The sequence below is a fragment of the Vreelandella neptunia genome, from assembly GCF_034479615.1.
Lineage (GTDB): Bacteria > Pseudomonadota > Gammaproteobacteria > Pseudomonadales > Halomonadaceae > Vreelandella > Vreelandella neptunia.
This window is the reverse complement of the sequence record NZ_CP140255.1, coordinates 3600250-3618498: the sequence shown is the minus strand read 5'-3', so window position 1 is coordinate 3618498 and position 18249 is coordinate 3600250. Positions and strand designations below refer to the sequence as shown.

Below are 18249 nucleotides of genomic sequence, written 5' to 3'. Positions count from 1 at the left end.
AGACAGAGGATGGCAATACCTTGGTTAATTGGTGGTGCAATCGTGGCAGCTGCCGCCGCGATAACCGCAGCGGTGGCAGATGATAGCTCTTCAGGAAGTTCGGACGGCGCCATACGTGACGAAGAACGTAAATTAAAGAAAGAGCACAAGCGTAAGGAAACCTTGGCCAGAAAGGAGGAGTTGCAGTCTTATGCCGATCGCGTAACCAAAAACCTAGCCAAAAAATACGGGGTACCCGACGAGGAACCATTACGTAACGAGTTAGCGACACTACTCAGTGTTTCCTCCTTAGCTCAGGCAAATGCAGCGATGCAGGGTGACACTATCTTACTGCAGTCAACGGTGAGGTTTAAGGAGCAGCAGCAATCGGTTACTAGCCTGCAAAAGGAACTGCAAAATCTTGAGGGCGCTATGTCGCAATTGGAGACGCTGAATGACGAGTTCAAATAGCCGCCTGATCCAGGAGGTTGAAAATTTCGCCCAATCTTTTGAGCAGATTAATGCTGGCGAAGAAGCTTTAATGGAAATCCGAGACCATTTCATTAAAAAGGTTACAAGAATTTCTCCCGTGCGGAGTGAGCTGCAGGAAAGCAATCCGCTTATGGAAGCTGCCAAGGCAGTTGAGCGTCAGCTAGCTGGCGTTATTAGCAAGTGGGCGGAGGATTGGGATGCTGGCAAAACCACTCGTGAACTATCACAACATTTCTACGACAAGGCTATCTTGCTGGTATTTGGCAAGGTCAATGCCGGCAAGAGTTCTCTCTGCAATTATGTGGCGTCTTTGTTTACTGCAGACAAGGTAAAGTTCTTTTACCTGGAGGAGGGTGAACTCTGCTATACCCAGGAACCCTTCCTGGAAGGTATTACTGAGACCACAGCAAGAATTCAAGGTGTCGAGCTGGATGGCAAATTGGTATTGTTGGATTCGCCTGGGCTGCATTCTGTGACAGATGAAAATGGAGAACTCACTCGTCGTTTTACCGACAGCGCCGATGCAGTTCTTTGGCTAACTCCCTCTACATCACCAGGGCAGGTACAGGAACTGGATGACCTGAAAATTGAGATGGAAAGTGGCAAGCCACTTTTGCCGGTCATTACTCGGAGCGATGTCAGAGAAGAAGACTGTGATGATGAAGGTAACCTGTTCAGCATACTGATAAATAAGAGTCCCGAAAATCGCAAAGAGCAGGAAGAGGATGTTTATCGCCGATCCATGGAAAAGCTCGGTAGTCAAACTGAGGTTCGGCACCCCTTGTCGGTTTCTGTGCATGCCTACAAAGAGTCACAGGATTCCAAGCACGACTGGCAGGCTAGCGGCCTTGCTGAGCTGGATAGTCGAATGGCTGGCCTAGTCAACGTGGCAAGTGATTATAAACCGCGTAAAGCGCGTCAGCAGATCATCAATTATTTGGATCGATCCGTTCGTTCTTCTATCCAGATTGAACTGTTACCCAAGATTGACGAACTTGATCAATTGATCTCCTACGAGACTCTCTCCTTAACCCAACGCCGCCAGGAGACACTGACTAAGTTGCAGCAGGAGCTGGCTGAACGAGTGACAGACTGGGCTGAGGAGTTAAAGGCAAACAAAGACCGGTCCCAGTTAGCCAGTCGCATCAATACGTTGGTGACTGAGCGCTTGTTTGCGGTAATGCGTCATTCAGTAGAGAGCTTTGTCGGAAATGTGAATACGATCCTGGTGGAGATTGACGTGGAAGACATCGGTGACTTTACCGATGTAGAGATTGAATACTCCAAGGAGACCGGCCGAGCTATGCAAGCCGCAGCCTCTGCAGGAGGGGCGATAGCAGGGGCCGCCGCTGGGAGTTTTCTCGGTCCCGTTGGCACTATTGTGGGTGGCATTGTGGGCAGTCTTGCTGGCGGCGCGGGTGGGGAGTACTTGGTTGAAACAGAAATTGTGAAAGAGCAGGTAGGAGTCGACGCCACCAAAGCGGTTGAGGATACCTTGGAAAAGCTCAATCAGAAGTTGCCTAGTATCATCGATCGGGCATTTGAGCCTTGGACACAAACATTGACGGAGATGAAAACTAGCTCGGGTCGAATAAGAAATGAAGTCAAAGCATTTGATAACAAGCTAAGTAAAGCCAAAGGTGAGATAGATAATGAACATAAGTGCCATTGATAAAATTGAGCAGAATCTGAATGGGTTGTTCGAAACTGCAGAACGCTATTTAGGTGCCGTGCGGACGATGGCGCTTAAAGCGGAATACAAAGCCAAAAAAGAAGAATCACTATTGCAGGTGATGCTTTTTGGGAGCTATAACGCTGGTAAAAGCAGCCTGATTAATGCACTAGTGATGGAGGAAGTGGCGGCGATTGGCGATATTCCCAAAACGGCCACTGCGGATCGTTACCACTGGAATGGATGCTATCTGTTAGACACCCCTGGCGTTAACGCGCCTATTGAGCATGAAGCTTTGACTGATGCTCAGATTGATCGCTCAGAGCTGATTCTTTTTGTAATTCGCCAGGGTGATCAGGACGTAAAGGATGTATATGAACGTATGTTCAGTATGTTGGCTCGCGACAAGCAAATATTCATTGTGTATAACCACGAGTTAGCCCCAGAAGCGTTGCCTGAAGCATTGGCTCGCTTGACAGATATCATGGCTCAATATGCAGCCTCTCACCAAATAGATCTGCAGCGCGTTGGTGAAATCCCCGTGCTTCCGGTCAACATCAAAACTGCTATGAAGGCGCGCCTAAAAGGTTCGGAATTATTGGCTGAACATTCAGGTATTGTTCATTTTGAAACTGTTTTCTTGTCCTGGTTACGCCGTTTTGATAATGATTACCATTATTTGGATCGTTTACGTAAACATATCCATCAATGCCTTGTGACGCCTTCGCTTAAGGCTATTGCCGATGAAGCAAATGGTGATGAAACAGCCGAGTTAAAGAACCTACAATACCAACGAGACGAAGTCATTCGTCAATACGCGCTGCTTGATTCTCAGGTAGCCAATCATGTCCGAGCGGAAATTGTTCGGTCGAAACCAGAAATTGCCTCCATAATGAATCGCTCAACAACTCAAGTGGAGCTAGAGAGTGAGATCTTACAGCTGGCGGACAAAGTTGTTAGCTCCACTTCTGGTTTCTTACAGCAACGCTGTGAAAGCGTTACCAATGAGATGAACGCGACTGTAGATATTTCAATTGAGACACGAAGTGGTGAAGGTCGCTCACATATTAGAGAATCCATCGAACAGGCCCTGGTTACTGGTGCTAAAAATATTGACAGCAATACCCTGAAAGAAGGCTTTTTGTTACTTCGTAAGCTGAAAATTCCTGGCATTAAGGGCCGCTGGGAAAAGACCCTTGGCCAGTGGGCTAATAAAGCTAATTGGACAGTCACTGTACTTGTGTCGGCCTATGAGATCTATTCAGCCTCTGCTGAACAAGATAAAAAGAACGAAGAACAGCAACGCCAAACCCTTACTCTACATCAATTAATCGAGAGCATCGCTAGCGACATCGGTTCCGCAATCTTGGATGAATCAAGAAAATTGATTTCTTCATCGAAAGAGCAATCTCTTACTGATCTTGATGCCAGCATCAAAAAAATTACAGAAAGTAGTGAGCAGCATATTAGAGACAGGGAATATGTCAAAAGCTTGGCAAGCGGCTTGGATGCTGTACAAGTCTAGCAAGTTGTCTAATTGTGGTTTTCGATCATGCTGAATTAGCTATATTTGTAAACTATAGTATCCATAATTGGTCAACAACACTCGGGCTAAATATCGCACACGAGCGAGAACAGTGGAGGCTTAATAGAAGCGTATCGAGGCTAATGTTCTCCAACAGTTGGAACGGTGGCATTAACTTGTAGATATATGGCCAGTTTTGCCTATATCTGGATTCGACGACGTTGGATAACTTCCTGCGACTATTGTTCATTAAGACGAGCTGGAGGGGGTTGCCAACCACTTGCGTCAACGCTGGAAGTTCGACCTGAATACACTCCCAGGTATAATCGATGTGCTCAAGTATAATGGCGTATTGACCCCATTACTGATGATGAAGGAGGTAAAATAGCTGGAAAACGGTGACCTTTCCCCTGGATTAGTATCACTGGCCAAATGAGATTCTCCATATTATGCCGTCCTTTGAGCATATTCAATGGGCGGCAAATAATTGAGTGAGCTGTGAGGGTGAACGTGATTGTAATGGTTTCGCCACGCATCTATTCCTACTCTTGTCTCATCCAACGTCCTAAACCAATAGTAGTTAAAACATTCGTTTCGGAACTTACCGTTTAAGCTTTCCACAAAGGCATTCTGAGTAGGCTTATCCGGCTGGATAAAGCCCAGTGGCGCCATAGCTTCTTTGCTTTAGAGAGAACATCGCTTTCTTCGCTGCGGATCAGTCAGGCCCTTTTCTATGCGGTTGTTGATCACGTCAAAGATCGGGTAGACGTCTATTTCTTGACCGGTCACCGTTTCACAATCGCTGACGTTGTAGTGGCTTCCTATTATTACAGCGTAACAGCTTGCTATATTGAAGCGATCTACTTTAATGTTGTCATATCGCTGCGAACAGCATCTATCTGAACCTGAGTTAGAAGATAAATATTATTACACCAACACGAACAGTGGCGACCACGGCAGCAAGTTGAATCTCAAACCGCTTATACTACCTCACCTAGTCAGGCATTTGAAAATAAGCTGTGATCGGCTCTCCCAGGGGTGGAGAGCTGGCGGCAGGTGTATAACCATTACTAGCCTATATTGCTATCTAGTTCCTGTTCGCGATCTATTAGAGGGTTGTTAGTGCTGTCACGGGGAACGAAACTGAGTTGTCGCCCATCAATTGATAACTGAAATATTCAGACTTTAGGTCCTTCGAGAAAAAAACTAGACGATTCATTGTAAATGCAGTTATTAACTAGTGAATAATGTAAATTTATCTATTGGATGCCTAGAAAAATATATTTTTAAGAAAATTTATGTAGGTCATGTAAAAACTTTTTGAGCAACTTAAAACGATTCATTAATAATTCAAAATCCCTAAAGTCGACCTCCAGAATTGAGTAAGAGTTGTACTTATTGAAATATGAAGGATACCTCAAATTGTTATGTAAATAAGAATATTTAGTGTCGCCAAGAACATGGTATTTAAGTTGAGATGAAACCTGCTCTCTTATTGTTTGATCATTACTAATTATTTCTATCAAGAAATCAACTGCCGAATCAATTGAATGAGTTTGGTTTCTGATTCTAAAATATTCAATATTTGCATTTACTAATGAAAAAATTTTCGCGCGAATTAGCTTCTCCATAGCTTGTACTATACAATAACAAGCTTGCCGAAAATGCCCTTTTTCAGCAAGCATACAAGCAGCTTCTTCGTCATCTCTCGATAATTGAGAAAACTCATTTGACACATTAATTTGATGCCTAAATTTACCTATATGCACAGTTACTCCTAACATTTAAAAATGATCATTATATCAACCTAGACTTCAAGAGCATCCGCAGTACTGTAAGGTTGCACTCATCAGTGTGAAAAAGGAAAGTTGATTTCTAACACGTTCCAAAGGGCGGTAAGTAATACGCGAACTTCTTTCTTCCTAACCTTTTCTGAGCAATTATGTCATTCGGTATAGTCTTTAACCAAGAAACGAGAGTGAATTTTATTCTTGCAATATTTATTCAAGTTTTCCCCACTCCCTCCAGCCATGGATAATCGGATCCTTTGGTGGACGCTTGCCATGATAGCCTAATGCTTTTGTTAGAGCATCAGCAGTATTGCAGCAATAGAAGAGGTTCTCCCAGAAACGAACAGGGCCGTTAGACTCAAGCGGGATCACCATAACTGGAAAGCGTGTTGAGAAGCGAGACGCAAAAATGTGGCAGATGTTTTCAATGCTTGGGTGTTGAATCACCAAGAAAATGACGTTATTAGAACGCGCGGCAGCCAGGTGATCGCCGTGGGTGTAATCTTTGATGTCGAGGAAAATGGGGGTCACAATCCCGGCTTCCGCAAAGACCGACTGCCATGACAGCATCAAATCCGACCCAAGCCCTTGTCCCAGAATAATGAGTTGCCTGTTTTGCCAATCTTCGATAGAGATTATACCTTGGGCAATCATATAAGCACCTTCTCCCGCCTTAAAGAATGCCTTAGTCAGTTTAGACTCGTCGATGTTTCCGATTACATCCATGCCCAACGACTGCCTAATTACTTGATATACCAAGGCAGATAACATAAATATCGAGCCACAATTCACGAATCGCTGATCCCGTTCAGGGAAACTCGCCGTCACGATACTGGATGTTAGGGAACCGTCTTTGAGAACCAATGCTGCCGGTCCTTCAGGCTCACCTGTGATCAGAATGGCGTTACCCGAAGAACGCCTAGCGACGGATTTAGCTACATCTACCGCATCTTCATGACGTCCCTTGAGAGATACTAGTACTGGGAGTGACCTCAGGAAAGGCTTCTGACAGAAATCCAGCGCTGACATCACATGACTGGGATACCCCGTGTACTGCTCGGTCAGTGCAGCACCATAAGCCGCTGAAATTTTAGCCAGGCCGGAGCCCACCCAAACAGACGCACAGGCTGACTTCAATACATCCACATCTGGAATCTGGGTCGTATCCGAGACTCTAGCCGTGATCATTTCCAGGTCATCTAATGTTAAAGCCATCAGTATACTTCCATAATAAGCGGCTGGAGTTCCTTCCAGTTTTTCACCGCGATTCCTAAGTCGCGCTCTTGTGGCTGCCCTTTGTGATAGCGAACCGCATCCACTAAATACATGGCCGAGAGTTGGTAAAAGACTAGACAGGCGCGCACCCGAAGGATCCGGCAACCATTCGTCATCTGGTAGTCCGCTTCTGCGATTCGCCGCTGATTGTCAGTTAGTTTTCGAGAAGGAATTAATAAGACGTCGACTATCCGGTTCCACTGCTCATCATGCTCTTGTGACACCCAGTTCGCAGATGAATATGGCGTAGCGTCGATAATGCGGGAGGGAACCAGGTCAACGAAGGACTCACGTTTTTCATCCCAAGCCCTGATATGCCAGCGTACCTGTGTTTCAACGATAGCATGGGGGCTGACGATGCGCTCCTCCTGTTCGGCCAACTTCATTGATTGGTAGATAAGTCGAAGGGGAGTCTTATTACGGACGGCTCTTGATATGAGCTGCATGAGCGTCGAGCCAATACCACGCTTGAGCGAGGTCACGCTGACCAGCTGAATGGTCTGTAGGGCTTGGTCTTCCAACATGTTTTCCCTAAGCCAACGTTCATGATTCTTCGGGAAAAGCGGAGCAAAGTCATTACTGCAAATGTATAGCTTCTTCTTGGAATCATATTGGATATTGGCCGGTGCCATTTTCTGATAAAGCGAGAAATCGTTCGTGGCCTGCGGTGGTGAAATACCAAAACGAAGCATCAAGTCGGAGCGGTTGAGTGCTCCCGCCCACCATAGGTGATCTTCCATCCATTGCAAGCGCTGACGTACCACGACGCCGTTTCGCATGGAATCCAAGATGGCTAAAGGGTTGTTTGACTTAGCTTTGCTCATGGTCATATGATACTCATATTCACTATTAGTACACAACAGGAATAAGGATCAAAAGTCATGGGCGAAGTTGCTGAGACCAGCGGTAGTAGAGCTTTCGATCCTTTAGCTAAATCTAGCTTTAAGCGTGACAAACTGCCGTTGGCGTTATTACAAAGCGAAGGCACCGAACGCCCCCTATCAATTGATGATCAGTACCGCCGTAAACAGTTAATTGAGCAGTTGCGAGCGCTACCGCGCGAGGCGCTGCAGACTATGCGACACTTTCAGACTCAGGTCGGTTGTCTAAATCGCTGTAGTTTTTGTAGCCAAAGCGCTGGCACTACACTCTGGAACATGAGCAGACAGGACCTGGCCAATCTGGTGGCTGCGTTGAAGACTGTCGCTTTAGAATGGGCTCGCGAGGATGGAGAGGTCTGTGCAGAGCCGCTAGATGATACCGGGCTCTTCTCCTCTCAGTTTGTCATGCCCTCGTATGGCTTGATAGGCAACAGGCGTAAAGACCGCCCTGGTGTCATCTACTGCTACTTGGACAACGATCCAGCCGCCTACCCACACCTCGATGACCTGATTCATTGGCTTCATGAAGACCTAGGCGTGCAAGTCCGTATTGCCACAGTGGGATACAGCCGTCTCAACCCTGATATTCAGGCGATGCATGAGCGTATTAGCAGCAACCTCATGCCGGGTATTGCCGGCCTACGCTTATCTTTTTCACCCTATACTTATGGATGGACACAGGCTGCCGAACGCGTTGGCGCAGCCTCGCGTAATGACTTCGAGCGCGATGTGGCCACCATGCTTGATACCTATCGGGGCACCTTCCTGTCGGAACGTAAGGGCCGTAAAGGGGCCTGTGTCGAGCTACGATTTCGTCCCCTTGTGGTGCCTTCTGAGGTTGAAGTACGCAAAGTGGCTGATCATTTGGTGATTCGTTCCGGACCCTACTTGGTAGTGCAGAAAGCTCCCAAGCCCGATTTGCGAGTAGCTACGATTACTGATGCGAAAAGCCATGGTACCGAGCTGTCGTTACCAGGCGAGCCATGTTGGCTGGTTTATGGAAGCGAACAATCGATTAGTGAAGGAGCTGAAGGCCTGGTCGCTACCCTACTGCACGGCGGTGCTCTGCCGGACACACTCCAGTGCAGGGATGCCCTCCTTCATCGACTACAGAATGAAGACGGTGAATACTTAGCAATCGACGCAGAACGTCGGCTCAACGGTGTGACAGCTAAATACTTCTATCCCAAGAGCGAAAAGCGCCCAGGCACGGGCTATATCGATGGTGAACGCTACCTGCTCAACCTATTAATCCAGGCCCAAGTCAATGGCAAGAACCAAACGTGGAGTGACATCGATAACATCATCGCTGCCCTGCACGATCTGGCCGACAGGCTGGATGATCAAGACCCAAAAGCGGTGACGTACATCCGCGAGCAGGTTATTGAAGTGGTTGAGAGCTATGTTCGTGTCTTGCGCCTGGCGAGTTATCCGTCTACGGCCTTCTTTGACAAGGATCTCAGCGTAGACACAGGACATATCTGTAACTTGGGGCGCGCATACCACGAATACAAGATAATTGCTTCGAGGCCTGACCTACCGCTAACCCCTAATCACGAGCGAGCATACGGTCTAATAGGCGAGTTGGCGGAAGAGGGCGAGGCTTGGCGTTTGGCAATCGCCCCGGTGCTAGATGCTTCATCGACTAACAGTGCGCGCGGGGAACGCAACACTTACAGGGGCACTCCTTCGATACTGGTGGAGCGTCTTGATCTTTCGATGACCGCTACGTCAGAAGGTCAAACCAGAGAAAAATTCTTCCTAAACACGGAGAACATCGAACGAATCACCATACGGGATTCCCAAAATTTCCCTGTGATTCCCGGTCATACGCAAGGAGAGTAGAGAGATGGCAGGCAAGCTCATTGTTATTACCGGTTTGGACGGATCCGGCACTTCAAGCCTGGCCGAAGCATTGTGCAAGCGTGATCCTCATGGCGTGCTGCTCAAGACACCTGATGGGCCTTTTGGCGAAGCTCGCGAGCTTTTCGATGGTGAGGTGCGAACCTTATCGCCTTCCGCTCACTACCTCTACTATTTGGCTTCTGTAGTGTATGCCTCCGACCGAATTAGCGAATTACGAAAGACAAACAATGTTTACTGCGTGCGCTACCTCATCGACACAGTAGTCTCGCACCGCGTCGCTGGTATGGATATCGAGCCGATCTATGAAGGGATGGGATACTCCCTCCAAAAGCCAAATGCTACCTTATTTGTCAATATTGATGAGTACGTTCGACAGAACCGCATCGCTCTCAGGGGCAAGAGCGGTTTAGACAAGGTGTTGGATGATCTAGATATCCGTGAGTGCTTCCTAGCCGAGTTCCGGCGCTATGCAGACCATTTTCACGTGGTCGACAACAGCACCGACGATATACAAGATGCCATACAGAAAGCTGTAGTTTTTCTTCCTTGGTTAAGTTGAATATGTCTAACCACTATTATGTGACGCATAAGGGACTTAATGCTCTTTGCCAGAAGCAGAAAGAACTTTCCAAAGAAATCGAGAGATGCACCCGTGCAATGGGGCACTCCGCCAAACTGGATAATGATCTTCGGGAGAATCCTGAATTCCTGCAACTTCGCACCAAAGTGACCTACGAATTACCAAACAGGGTTGCCGAACTGCAGAACGTGATCCGACAAGCCAAGCTGATCGAAGACGCTGAGTATCTCTTGAATGAGGACTTCTACGAAGTCATGCCTGGTATGGAAGTCGAGATGGAGACGGAAGATGGCGAACTACGAGTCCATACCCTCCTCGGCTATGAGGAGGGCGACCCTAAGAAAGGTATTGTCTCCTACCTCTCCCCGGTCGGCGCGGAACTACTAAACAGAACCATTGGGGATGAGGTCGAACTTCCCATGCGCGGCAAACTGATCCGTTACGAGATCATAAATATCAAACGATCCCCATATCTGGAGTAGCTTCGGGGCCTCACCCTCGAAACAAGATAAAAAAAATTGCTACATAATCTGTCTAGGTCTGTTCGTCGTTTCGCACAGCACCCACTTGAAAAATATCGCTCACTGGGAAGTCCGCTAATAGCGTGGCCGCAGCAGCAACATGGTTGGGTACATGCACCAGAAAATTTACTAATAATTTGTGAACCTCCTGATCGTTGAATTGCTCTGGAGCTGAATAGAACTCTACTAAGTGAACCGCCCCGGTTATTCCGGAGACCGGTTTGTTTGAGTCAGGCAGCTTCACCCGACTCTTCCAGTTGACGATAATACGTCCTTTCTCGTTCTGCTGGTGGAACGTTTCCGATGGGTTCCAGCAGTCGGCGGTTGTTGAACCAGTCAACCCACTCCAGCGTGGCATACTCAACGGCATCCAGTCCCCTCCATGGGCCACGATGATGGATCACCTCCGTTTTGAACAAGCCGATGATGGTTTCAGCCAGCGCATTGTCGTAGGAGTCGCCGGTGGTGCCGACTGAGGCATTGATACCCTCGTCAGCCATACGCTCGGTGTAGCGGATCGAGAGATATTGGCTTCCCCTATCACTATGATGGATCAACCCTTGTCTGTGTTTTCGTGCCCACAGAGCTTGCTCCAGAGCGTCCAGCACCAGTGCCGTTCTCATCGACGTCGCTACACGCCAACCCACGATACAGCGTGCATAAACATCGATAACGAACGCAACGTAAACGAAGCCAGACCAGGTAGCGACATAGGTAAAATCGGCCACCCAAAGCTGATTAGGACGCATAGCCGTAAAGTCACGTTTCACTAAATCAGGTGCCCGTTTCTGGCCGGGATCACTGAGGGTCGTGAAGGGGCGTTGGCCTCGCACCACGCCGCGAATTCCTAGGCGGCGCATGAGCCGTTCTACAGTGCAACGAGCAACATTAACGCCTTCACGGCGGAGTTGCCGCCAGACCTTACGGGCACCGTAGACGCAGAAGTTTTCTTCCCACACGCGCTGAATCTCAGCGGTAAGAAACGCATCCTGCCGATACCGGTCTGCCCGCCGTTCAGGATCAGCTTCAAGTGCCTTGTGGTGGTAATACGTCGATGGGGCGATTGGCAGTTGACTACAAATCGACTCGACCCCGAACTGAGCACGATGCTCGTCGATAAATGACACCATCAATTGGGTTTGCGGTCGAGCTCCGCCTGGGCGAAAAAAGCAGCCGCCTTACGGAGAATTTCATTGGCACGCTTCAATTCGGTGTTTTCACGCTCTAGCTGCTTGAGCCGTTCATGTTCAGACAGGTTAACCGAGCTGTTTTCCTGCGTGAGTTCTGTGCGTTTGCACCAGGCTCTCAAAGTCTCTGGTGTACAGCCGAACTTGCTGGCAATGGAGCAGATCGCCGCCCACTTGGACGGGTATTCGCCTTGCTGTTCAAGGACTAATCGAACAGCTCGCTCCCGGACTTCTGGGGAATATCGTTTTGGTGAGTTCATAACTCCATCCTCTCAAGATATGGAGTCTCCGGTAAAGCCGGGGCGGTTCAAAGCGATCTAGGTCACCCAGCCAGTCCGTCATATGGAAGGCGACCCCTGTACTTTCCGAAGGCGTCAATTCAGAGGTATTTTGAATGGCCTGCTGTATGCGTTCTTTTATACGATTTTCCATGAATTCCTGCTTCATATAGGTCTACGGGTCCGATGCAGTTAACAAATCTTTGTGAAGAGTTAAATGATAGTAGCGATGCACACTCAAACTATTTTAAGTAGAATACCAAAATACATTTAGCTCAGGTAGGATTCGGTCTTAATCGAGCAGTGAACATAGATTAAACAGGGGGGTAACTTGGCTGAGGTTTACCCACGACTCAGCAATATCGAGCTGGAAGCACTGCCTTCGCGTGCTGAAGCCAATGTAAGCCGGCAGCTGCGTGCGCTGGATTTTATAGGTCTGGAAGTAACCCAAGTGCTACTGAGGTAGATTGGCGCGGCTGGGCAGAGAATCCAAAAATGTTGCATGTGGGGCGTAAAGGGCGAAGACCGCTCTAAATATACAGTAAAGGTGGAAAGGAACATTTTGATGAGCGAAAAAAATATAGAAATTGAAAGAAAGAAACAGGAAATTATTGAAAGCCTTGATTGGAGCGGTAAGTCGTTGAAAGAATCTTCAAATGAGATGTGGGAGGATAACGATTTTGTCGATCAGGTTATTTTTAAAACAGGTCAGTATGCTTTGAAGTATGCGCCAGAAGAAACAGTATCTAATGTTGAGGTCTTGAAAAAAGCAGTATGTAGAGATGGTCGAAGCTTAAAATTTGCATCAGAAAATATTAAGGGGAACAAAGAAATTGTTCTTTTGGCTGTAAAAAATGACCCTAGGGTTTTAGTATATGCGGCGGAAGAATTAAAGTCTGACATTGATATAGCAAAAGCCTGTAGAGGGTACATAGAGTATGTGGATGACTCGTTAAAAGATGATTATTCTTTTATTTTTTATTCTGTTAGTAAAAGCCAATGGGCTTTTAAATATTCATCAATTAGATTGAAGGATGATAAAGAAATTGCTAGCTTAGCTGTAAGCCAGCTTGGCTTGTCTCTGGAGTGGGTATCCGAAAGATTGAGAAATGATAGGGAGTTGGTTTTTAAGGCGGTTATGAATGATGGCTGTGCTATTAAATATGCTTGTGAAGAGCTTAAAAATGATCACAGCATTGCTATGGCAGCAGTGAAAAGTAACCCACGGGCTATTGCGCTTATTTCAACAGATTTTAGCAAAGATCGAAAGTTTGTTCTTGAGGCAGTTAGAGAAAGGCCGCAGGTATTGGAATATTTAGATGAATGTTTTAAAAATGATAAAGAGATTGTTATTGAAGCAGTTAGAAATAACCAGAATGTAAGAAAATATGCATCTATATCTCTCAAAAAAGATGAAGATTTTAAGATTATGTTGAGAAAAGCAGTCAAAGAAGCTGCAAGGAAAGGTGGGTGAGCCGTATTGTATCCCAATCTTATTCAGCACAACAAAACGCTCCCATGGGCTTGGGTTCATGTGTGTAATGCATCACTTTTTTCTGTTTCATCCGAAACAGATCCGCTGGCTGGCGCTTAATGATGGTCATTTTAACAGCTGATATAGTAGAAGATAGCTGTAGGCAGATTGCTGAGTGGGAAGCTCTTTAAGACGCGCTCTTAAAGTATCGCCTTGTTTATCCAGCGCTTGATACCGATACCGCTGTTCGAGAAATGCCAACAAGTTGGCAGGCGGAACGCTAGCTGATCTGGTGGCAATCAACCAGATGCCGAGCAATCGCTTTTCGGGCTGTATACGTTAACACTTGTTTGACAGCCCATTCTTCATAGCCTCGACTTCAGGAGCTTGTCAGCCAAAAGCTTTTTCAGCTTATTGTTTTCTGTCACAAGCTCCCGCAAACGCTTCGCTTCATTCACTTCAAGGCCGGCGTACTTACTACGCCAGTTGTAGAAGGTGCTGCTTGAAATGCCCAGCTTACAGCACAGGTCGTTCACCGCATCACAAATTTTTTAAGTGATGCAACTCTACTATTAGAGGTGCCGCCCCCTGCATAGGGTGTTATATCACTTTGGCAAAATTCCCTCACAGTAATTGGTAGTTATGTCTGAAATATCTCCATGCGCTGATATGTGGTTTCCACCCAAGCATCGATACTTACTTCGTACGATGTTCAATATCTGCGTCGATTAGTAAAAGCTATTGTAATCGGTATAGTCCGCCTTGGTTCTTATGTGGAATTTGCGTGTCAATTGTTTCAAAGGCATCGACTGGGTATTTTTCAAAATCAATGACTAAAAGCTAGTGACCAAAGTTTCAAATTGCTATCTAACAAGCGTTCCCTCAGCACCCAGGAAACAGGCTATGTGAGTGATTTGTTCCATAGGCTGTTTGTCAGAGTGTGTTAACCATTAATCATGGTAAGTCGATAGCTGGCTAGCTGGCCGTCAGAATGCTTTTCTACCCTGAGATACTGATCCTGAATGGCAAGCGGCTTGACTTGTATGTAATCGCCGCTGGGGAGTAGAAGGTTAAAGAGTTGATTGCGTATTGCTTCCACGTTGTGTTCCCCGATGGGGGCATAGTCAGCAAGATAGGGCAGGCTGGCGTTAGGCTCTGCTTTTAGCAATGGCGCTGACAGAACAAAAGTTGGTTGCAATGCTTTGATATATTTAGAGTTAAGGTCTTTTTCGTTAGCGAGTACAATCAGCCTGGCTTTAGCCCGACTGAAAGCGACATTGATGAGTTCTTTGGATAACACTTCTGATAGGAAGCGGTTGTTACCCGATAGGTTTATCACATCGAGAATGACGGTGTGATACTCCCGACCTTGCGCCTTGTGGATGGTGGAACAAGGAATAGTACTGATTCCTTGCTTTCTAGCCATTTCACGAATGAGGCGTAGTTGTGAATGCAGCGGTGCTAGGATAACGGTTTCTGCATCAAGCGTATCGCGCTCATCAGCCAGTGATTGGTAAATTTCGACCACTTTCTCTGCAGAGCCATGGCGTACTTCGCCCATAAAGCGTTGACGCCAGCGAGCGTGGTCCTCGACGAACACAATGTCGATAGCTTTCTGATAGTCCTTATGTAGCCGTTGGCGACTCTTTTGCCACTGCGTTCGCGCTTGATCTTGATGAGGCACTGCGGTTTTTAACCGATCTTCATAGAACTGGTGGCTGACTAGTTCGCAGATTTCAGGAAGCATGCGGTCCTGCTCATCAAGAAATATTTTCGATGTTTCAGGGAATTGGTCGGCCTTACTGAAAATGGATTTCCCCATCCAGCGCTGGGCTTGCGTATTGGTATGCGCGACATAAACGGGGGGGAGTTGACGATCATCACCGCAAAAAAGATAGCGTTTACCCAGTGGCAACAAAGCTATGACCTGGTAGAGAGAGACCTGGCTGGCCTCATCAAATACTACCCAGTCAAAGTTACCTCCCATAAGCTGTTCAAAGCGCCACCCCGCGCTAGCCGCGGTGGTGGCCACCAGTGGGCGCTTGTGCAAGAGTTTCTGTGTGTGTTCGTCAATCTCTTTACGCAGGTTGTCGCGCTTGGTCAGCCACGCGTCATATTTGATCGCATCCTTTTGTTCAGGCTTTTCTTTTTCCAGCTTCGCCAGCTGTGAGGTAAGCGCCTCGTTCGATGGCAGCAGGTGTTCGCGTTCCTTATAAGCCTGCATAGAAAAATTCTTACCGATACGTACGGAGCGTTTGCTGCGGTCGTAATCTTCCAGTCGCTCAAGGGCTTTATCGACTTTGACCAGTGCATCATCAACGGCGGCATTGGTATGTGAAAGAAGCAAAACGCGCTGGTCGGGTTCATGCAGCAGAAACTGGGCGATAAGCGCAGACAGTGTATATGTCTTGCCTGTGCCCGGCGGGCCGAAGAGCAACGCATGGCTTTGGTACGGTAGGGTCAGTGCTTTCTCTTGCTGCTTACGTAATGTCATGACCCCAGGAACAGGGAGAGCTCTATCATCAACGGGGGCTTTACGACTAAAGGCTCGAAAGATTTTTAGCCCTGCCGTGGCGTATTTCTCGTGATGATAGAGCTTACGTAGCGGCTCGATAAAATTCGGAGGATAGATTCGGAGTTGGGTATCTGCTGAAGGTAGCGCGCCCTTCACATTCGTCAGTTGTATTTCATTATCTTCCGGAAAGACCGATAGCACGATGGCGGTACCATGCTGCTGCTCTGGTAGAGGCCACCAGGCATTAGCCCCTTCCAATGCTTCGCTCAAAACATCGCTTTGTCCACGGTGCTTTTTGGTATTAAGACGTAAGACGCCAATTCGATGAGAAAGGCGCCTTTCACTGGCAACGTGGAAAATGGATGCATTACGCTGAGCCAGCTCTTCGACGCTGATCGCCTCCCTGATTTGCCGCAAATGTGGCATGGTGCCTCCTAGCCCCATCAGTATGATAAAAATAGTAGTATCAGGAGAACCTAAATCTCTCAACTCTATTTTCAGCCGCAATTATGCTTGATAGGTGCGACAAGATTTGTCGTAGTAACGTTAATTTTTAATCAATCAATTAATGCTTTATGTGCTGAAATGCCTTGGCACTATATGAGCTTTGTCTATGGTACGCCCACCAAAGAATACTTGACGTATCGAAGTCTTCGCGAGAGCTTTGAGCATTGATTTGAATGATATGTGCCTAACCTACAGGGTGCATTACCAGCAAATGACAAGGAAGAAATGTGTCTTCATCCACCCCTCAATGGGAAGATATTGAAAAAGCGACGACACTTCGAGCACTAGATGATGTGCTGACCGCTGCCATGGCAGCACATCAGTTACAAACACTGCTTCAAGACGAAAAGCTTTCCCAGCTGGTGCAGCATACTTACCAACTCTGCAATGCCCAAAACGCTGAAGAGCGCTTACTGTTGGCTGCCTTATTGGGGCGTCTAAGCGCGGTGGTGCGCTCACGGGTAGATCAAGTCTTCGAGGGGTTTGAATCCTGGATGCAAGCGCCGCCGGCATCTTTGGACTCCTTAAAAGACGGTGACGAGAAAGCCTATGCCGCAGCAGCGCTGGGGTACTTGGATCCCGCACCAGCTTGGTTGATGAAATATGCGGTGTCAGAGGCTTTTGAACTGGATGCGGCAGAAAACGCACGCAAAGCGCTGCTAGCTATCGTCAGAGATCGTGCTGATGATTACGCTGCTGTCCTCAATGCCATGACCATTGGCTTCGACAACTTAGCAATTGAAGCCCCAGATGCCCGTCTAAGAAGGCTCAAGCGGATTTTAGACGCCTGGAAAGAGGTGTCTCGGGATCATTTCTGGCCATTGGAGAGTAACCCTGGTGAAGTTCTGAGCGCCGTCGTGCGATCAGCACTGCGATACGTTAAAGAGGCCAAAGACGAGGACTTGGCCACGGAAGTGGGGGATCGTTTACTGGAGCTTCTGCTGCGTGTCGTACAGCTTCGTTTCTCCTATGCGTTGGAAGCTAACACCTATGCTGCGGTCAGGATGATGAAAGCCCAGTTTGGCGCTCGTTTGTGGACGCATCTCCGTAGTCATTCTCAGGTGAGGCCACGGGTACTTACCTGCTTGCGAGAGGCTTGCCTTGTGCTGGCGCGCCAAGGGCAAACGGATATGGCCTTACTGGAAGCGATGAAAGTGATGTACGCCACGCGTACCAGTATGACTACTGATATCAAGCGACACTTCGTAGGCCATCATGAGCTGGACAGCGAGATTTCCGACTGGTGGATATCTGGTGGTACAAAGCGTATGGCAGGTAATGCCCAGAATAGAGAACTACAAGCCGATGCCGATATGTTGATTGGGCAGTTGCTATTGGAAGGTGAAGCTACCCGACGCCCCTTGGAAAATGTGCGGATTAATTTAATGCCGCTGATTGAAGAGTTCGTTCACGATCCGGTCGTATTCGCTTCCTTGCAAAAGGGATTGAGCGGCTTTGTGGAAATGTCGACGTTACTTCGTCAGTTATGTCGCTTTAGGCGTATCGAGCTTTCCGGTTTGCAAGGGGAGGCCATGACCTACAGCAGAACGCGCCATGAAATGGATGGTGGCCATCAGCCGGGCATTACCCAGGTCAGGGTGATACGCGACCAGGTGGTACAAGTGTTAAATGGGCGTGAGCGTATTGTTGTTAAGGCGCTGGTCGAGCCTGCCCGAGAACAAAAAAACACATAATTCTAAGGAATCG

General features: G+C 47.5%; 15 protein-coding genes, 1 pseudogene and 1 other annotated feature. Of the genes and pseudogenes, 9 read left to right on the top strand and 7 right to left on the bottom strand.

What is annotated here, in order from left to right:
• The first annotated feature begins 9 nt into the window (after positions 1-9).
• From SR894_RS16730 to SR894_RS16720, 3 genes are read left to right on the top strand one after another with little or no spacing between them, the layout of a single operon-like run.
• Entirely contained in the window at positions 10-450 is a 441-nt protein-coding gene (locus SR894_RS16730) for a hypothetical protein (protein WP_223288977.1), read from the top strand.
• The gene (locus SR894_RS16725) at positions 434-2143 is read left to right on the top strand and encodes a GTPase (protein ID WP_223288978.1); all 1710 of its coding nucleotides are present in this window, start codon (positions 434-436) and stop codon (positions 2141-2143) included. The genes SR894_RS16730 and SR894_RS16725 overlap by 17 nt, the downstream gene beginning before the upstream one ends.
• The gene (locus tag SR894_RS16720) at positions 2124-3668 is read left to right on the top strand and encodes a GTPase (RefSeq protein WP_223288979.1); all 1545 of its coding nucleotides are present in this window, start codon (positions 2124-2126) and stop codon (positions 3666-3668) included. Before SR894_RS16725 ends, SR894_RS16720 begins: the two co-directional genes overlap by 20 nt.
• Before the next feature lie 447 nt (positions 3669-4115).
• Here the strand turns inward: SR894_RS16720 and SR894_RS16715 are convergent.
• The 4 genes and pseudogenes from SR894_RS16715 to SR894_RS16700 all read right to left on the bottom strand — a co-directional run.
• Positions 4116-4352: pseudogene (locus SR894_RS16715) on the bottom strand (integrase core domain-containing protein); the annotation flags it as partial.
• A 602-nt stretch (positions 4353-4954) separates the two neighbouring features.
• Entirely contained in the window at positions 4955-5437 is a 483-nt protein-coding gene (locus tag SR894_RS16710; protein ID WP_223288980.1) for a HEPN domain-containing protein, read from the bottom strand.
• 231 nt (positions 5438-5668) lie between these two features.
• On the bottom strand, positions 5669-6673 hold the full coding sequence (locus SR894_RS16705; RefSeq protein ID WP_223288981.1) for a hypothetical protein: 1005 nt from the start codon (positions 6671-6673) through the stop codon (positions 5669-5671).
• Positions 6673-7563, bottom strand: a complete 891-nt coding sequence (locus tag SR894_RS16700; RefSeq protein ID WP_223288982.1) for a BrxR family helix-turn-helix transcriptional regulator — start codon at positions 7561-7563, stop codon at positions 6673-6675. Before SR894_RS16700 ends, SR894_RS16705 begins: the two co-directional genes overlap by 1 nt.
• A gap of 327 nt (positions 7564-7890) precedes the next feature.
• Between SR894_RS16700 and SR894_RS16695 the strand changes: the two genes are divergently transcribed.
• Genes SR894_RS16695 through SR894_RS16685 form a run of 3 tightly spaced genes read left to right on the top strand, consistent with a single transcriptional unit; the run spans position 7891 to position 10542 of the window.
• Entirely contained in the window at positions 7891-9459 is a 1569-nt protein-coding gene (locus SR894_RS16695) for a hypothetical protein (RefSeq protein WP_223288983.1), read from the top strand.
• Positions 9460-9463: 4 nt separating this feature from the next.
• Positions 9464-10039 carry a nucleoside/nucleotide kinase family protein gene (locus tag SR894_RS16690; protein ID WP_223288984.1) on the top strand — a complete coding sequence of 192 codons (576 nt, stop codon included), beginning with the start codon at positions 9464-9466 and terminating at the stop codon, positions 10037-10039.
• A gap of 2 nt (positions 10040-10041) precedes the next feature.
• Positions 10042-10542 carry a GreA/GreB family elongation factor gene (locus SR894_RS16685; protein ID WP_223288985.1) on the top strand — a complete coding sequence of 167 codons (501 nt, stop codon included), beginning with the start codon at positions 10042-10044 and terminating at the stop codon, positions 10540-10542.
• A gap of 269 nt (positions 10543-10811) precedes the next feature.
• Here the strand turns inward: SR894_RS16685 and SR894_RS16680 are convergent.
• Positions 10812-12028, bottom strand: a protein-coding gene (locus SR894_RS16680) for an IS3 family transposase (RefSeq protein WP_159342931.1) whose coding sequence is annotated in 2 segments (ribosomal slippage) — positions 10812-11743 and positions 11743-12028 — 1218 coding nt in all. Because the reading frame shifts where the segments join, the coding sequence is not laid out codon by codon here.
• Positions 11637-11753 (bottom strand) — a sequence feature (AL1L pseudoknot). It overlaps the preceding gene by 117 nt.
• A 349-nt stretch (positions 12029-12377) precedes the next feature.
• Here SR894_RS16680 and SR894_RS16675 point away from each other — a divergent pair.
• A complete protein-coding gene (locus SR894_RS16675; RefSeq protein WP_275951338.1) occupies positions 12378-12512 on the top strand; it encodes a hypothetical protein in 135 nt (44 codons plus the stop codon).
• 99 nt (positions 12513-12611) lie between these two features.
• Positions 12612-13520 (top strand): DUF4116 domain-containing protein, encoded by a 909-nt coding sequence (locus SR894_RS16670; RefSeq protein WP_223289155.1) that lies wholly within the window; start codon positions 12612-12614, stop codon positions 13518-13520.
• 365 nt (positions 13521-13885) lie between these two features.
• Here the strand turns inward: SR894_RS16670 and SR894_RS16665 are convergent, their stop codons facing one another.
• A complete protein-coding gene (locus tag SR894_RS16665) occupies positions 13886-14056 on the bottom strand; it encodes a transposase (RefSeq protein ID WP_223289154.1) in 171 nt (56 codons plus the stop codon).
• Positions 14057-14463: 407 nt separating this feature from the next.
• On the bottom strand, positions 14464-16461 hold the full coding sequence (locus tag SR894_RS16660) for a DEAD/DEAH box helicase (protein ID WP_223289153.1): 1998 nt from the start codon (positions 16459-16461) through the stop codon (positions 14464-14466).
• A 308-nt stretch (positions 16462-16769) separates the two neighbouring features.
• Between SR894_RS16660 and SR894_RS16655 the strand changes: the two genes are divergently transcribed.
• A complete protein-coding gene (locus tag SR894_RS16655) occupies positions 16770-18236 on the top strand; it encodes a hypothetical protein (RefSeq protein WP_223289152.1) in 1467 nt (488 codons plus the stop codon).
• Positions 18237-18249: the final 13 nt, after the last annotated feature.

Bases quoted from the DNA above. Each gene is read 5' to 3' on its own strand.
- SR894_RS16730 (WP_223288977.1), top strand. From the start codon at position 10: ATGGCAATACCTTGGTTAATTGGTGGTGCAATCGTGGCAGCTGCCGCC.
- SR894_RS16720 (WP_223288979.1), top strand. From the start codon at position 2,124: ATGAACATAAGTGCCATTGATAAAATTGAGCAGAATCTGAATGGGTTG.
- SR894_RS16695 (WP_223288983.1), top strand. From the start codon at position 7,891: ATGAGCAGACAGGACCTGGCCAATCTGGTGGCTGCGTTGAAGACTGTC.
- SR894_RS16705 (WP_223288981.1), bottom strand. From the start codon at position 6,673: ATGGCTTTAACATTAGATGACCTGGAAATGATCACGGCTAGAGTCTCG.
- SR894_RS16725 (WP_223288978.1), top strand. From the start codon at position 434: ATGACGAGTTCAAATAGCCGCCTGATCCAGGAGGTTGAAAATTTCGCC.
- SR894_RS16690 (WP_223288984.1), top strand. From the start codon at position 9,464: ATGGCAGGCAAGCTCATTGTTATTACCGGTTTGGACGGATCCGGCACT.
- SR894_RS16700 (WP_223288982.1), bottom strand. From the start codon at position 7,563: ATGACCATGAGCAAAGCTAAGTCAAACAACCCTTTAGCCATCTTGGAT.
- SR894_RS16685 (WP_223288985.1), top strand. From the start codon at position 10,042: ATGTCTAACCACTATTATGTGACGCATAAGGGACTTAATGCTCTTTGC.
- SR894_RS16670 (WP_223289155.1), top strand. From the start codon at position 12,612: ATGAGCGAAAAAAATATAGAAATTGAAAGAAAGAAACAGGAAATTATT.
- SR894_RS16660 (WP_223289153.1), bottom strand. From the start codon at position 16,461: ATGCCACATTTGCGGCAAATCAGGGAGGCGATCAGCGTCGAAGAGCTG.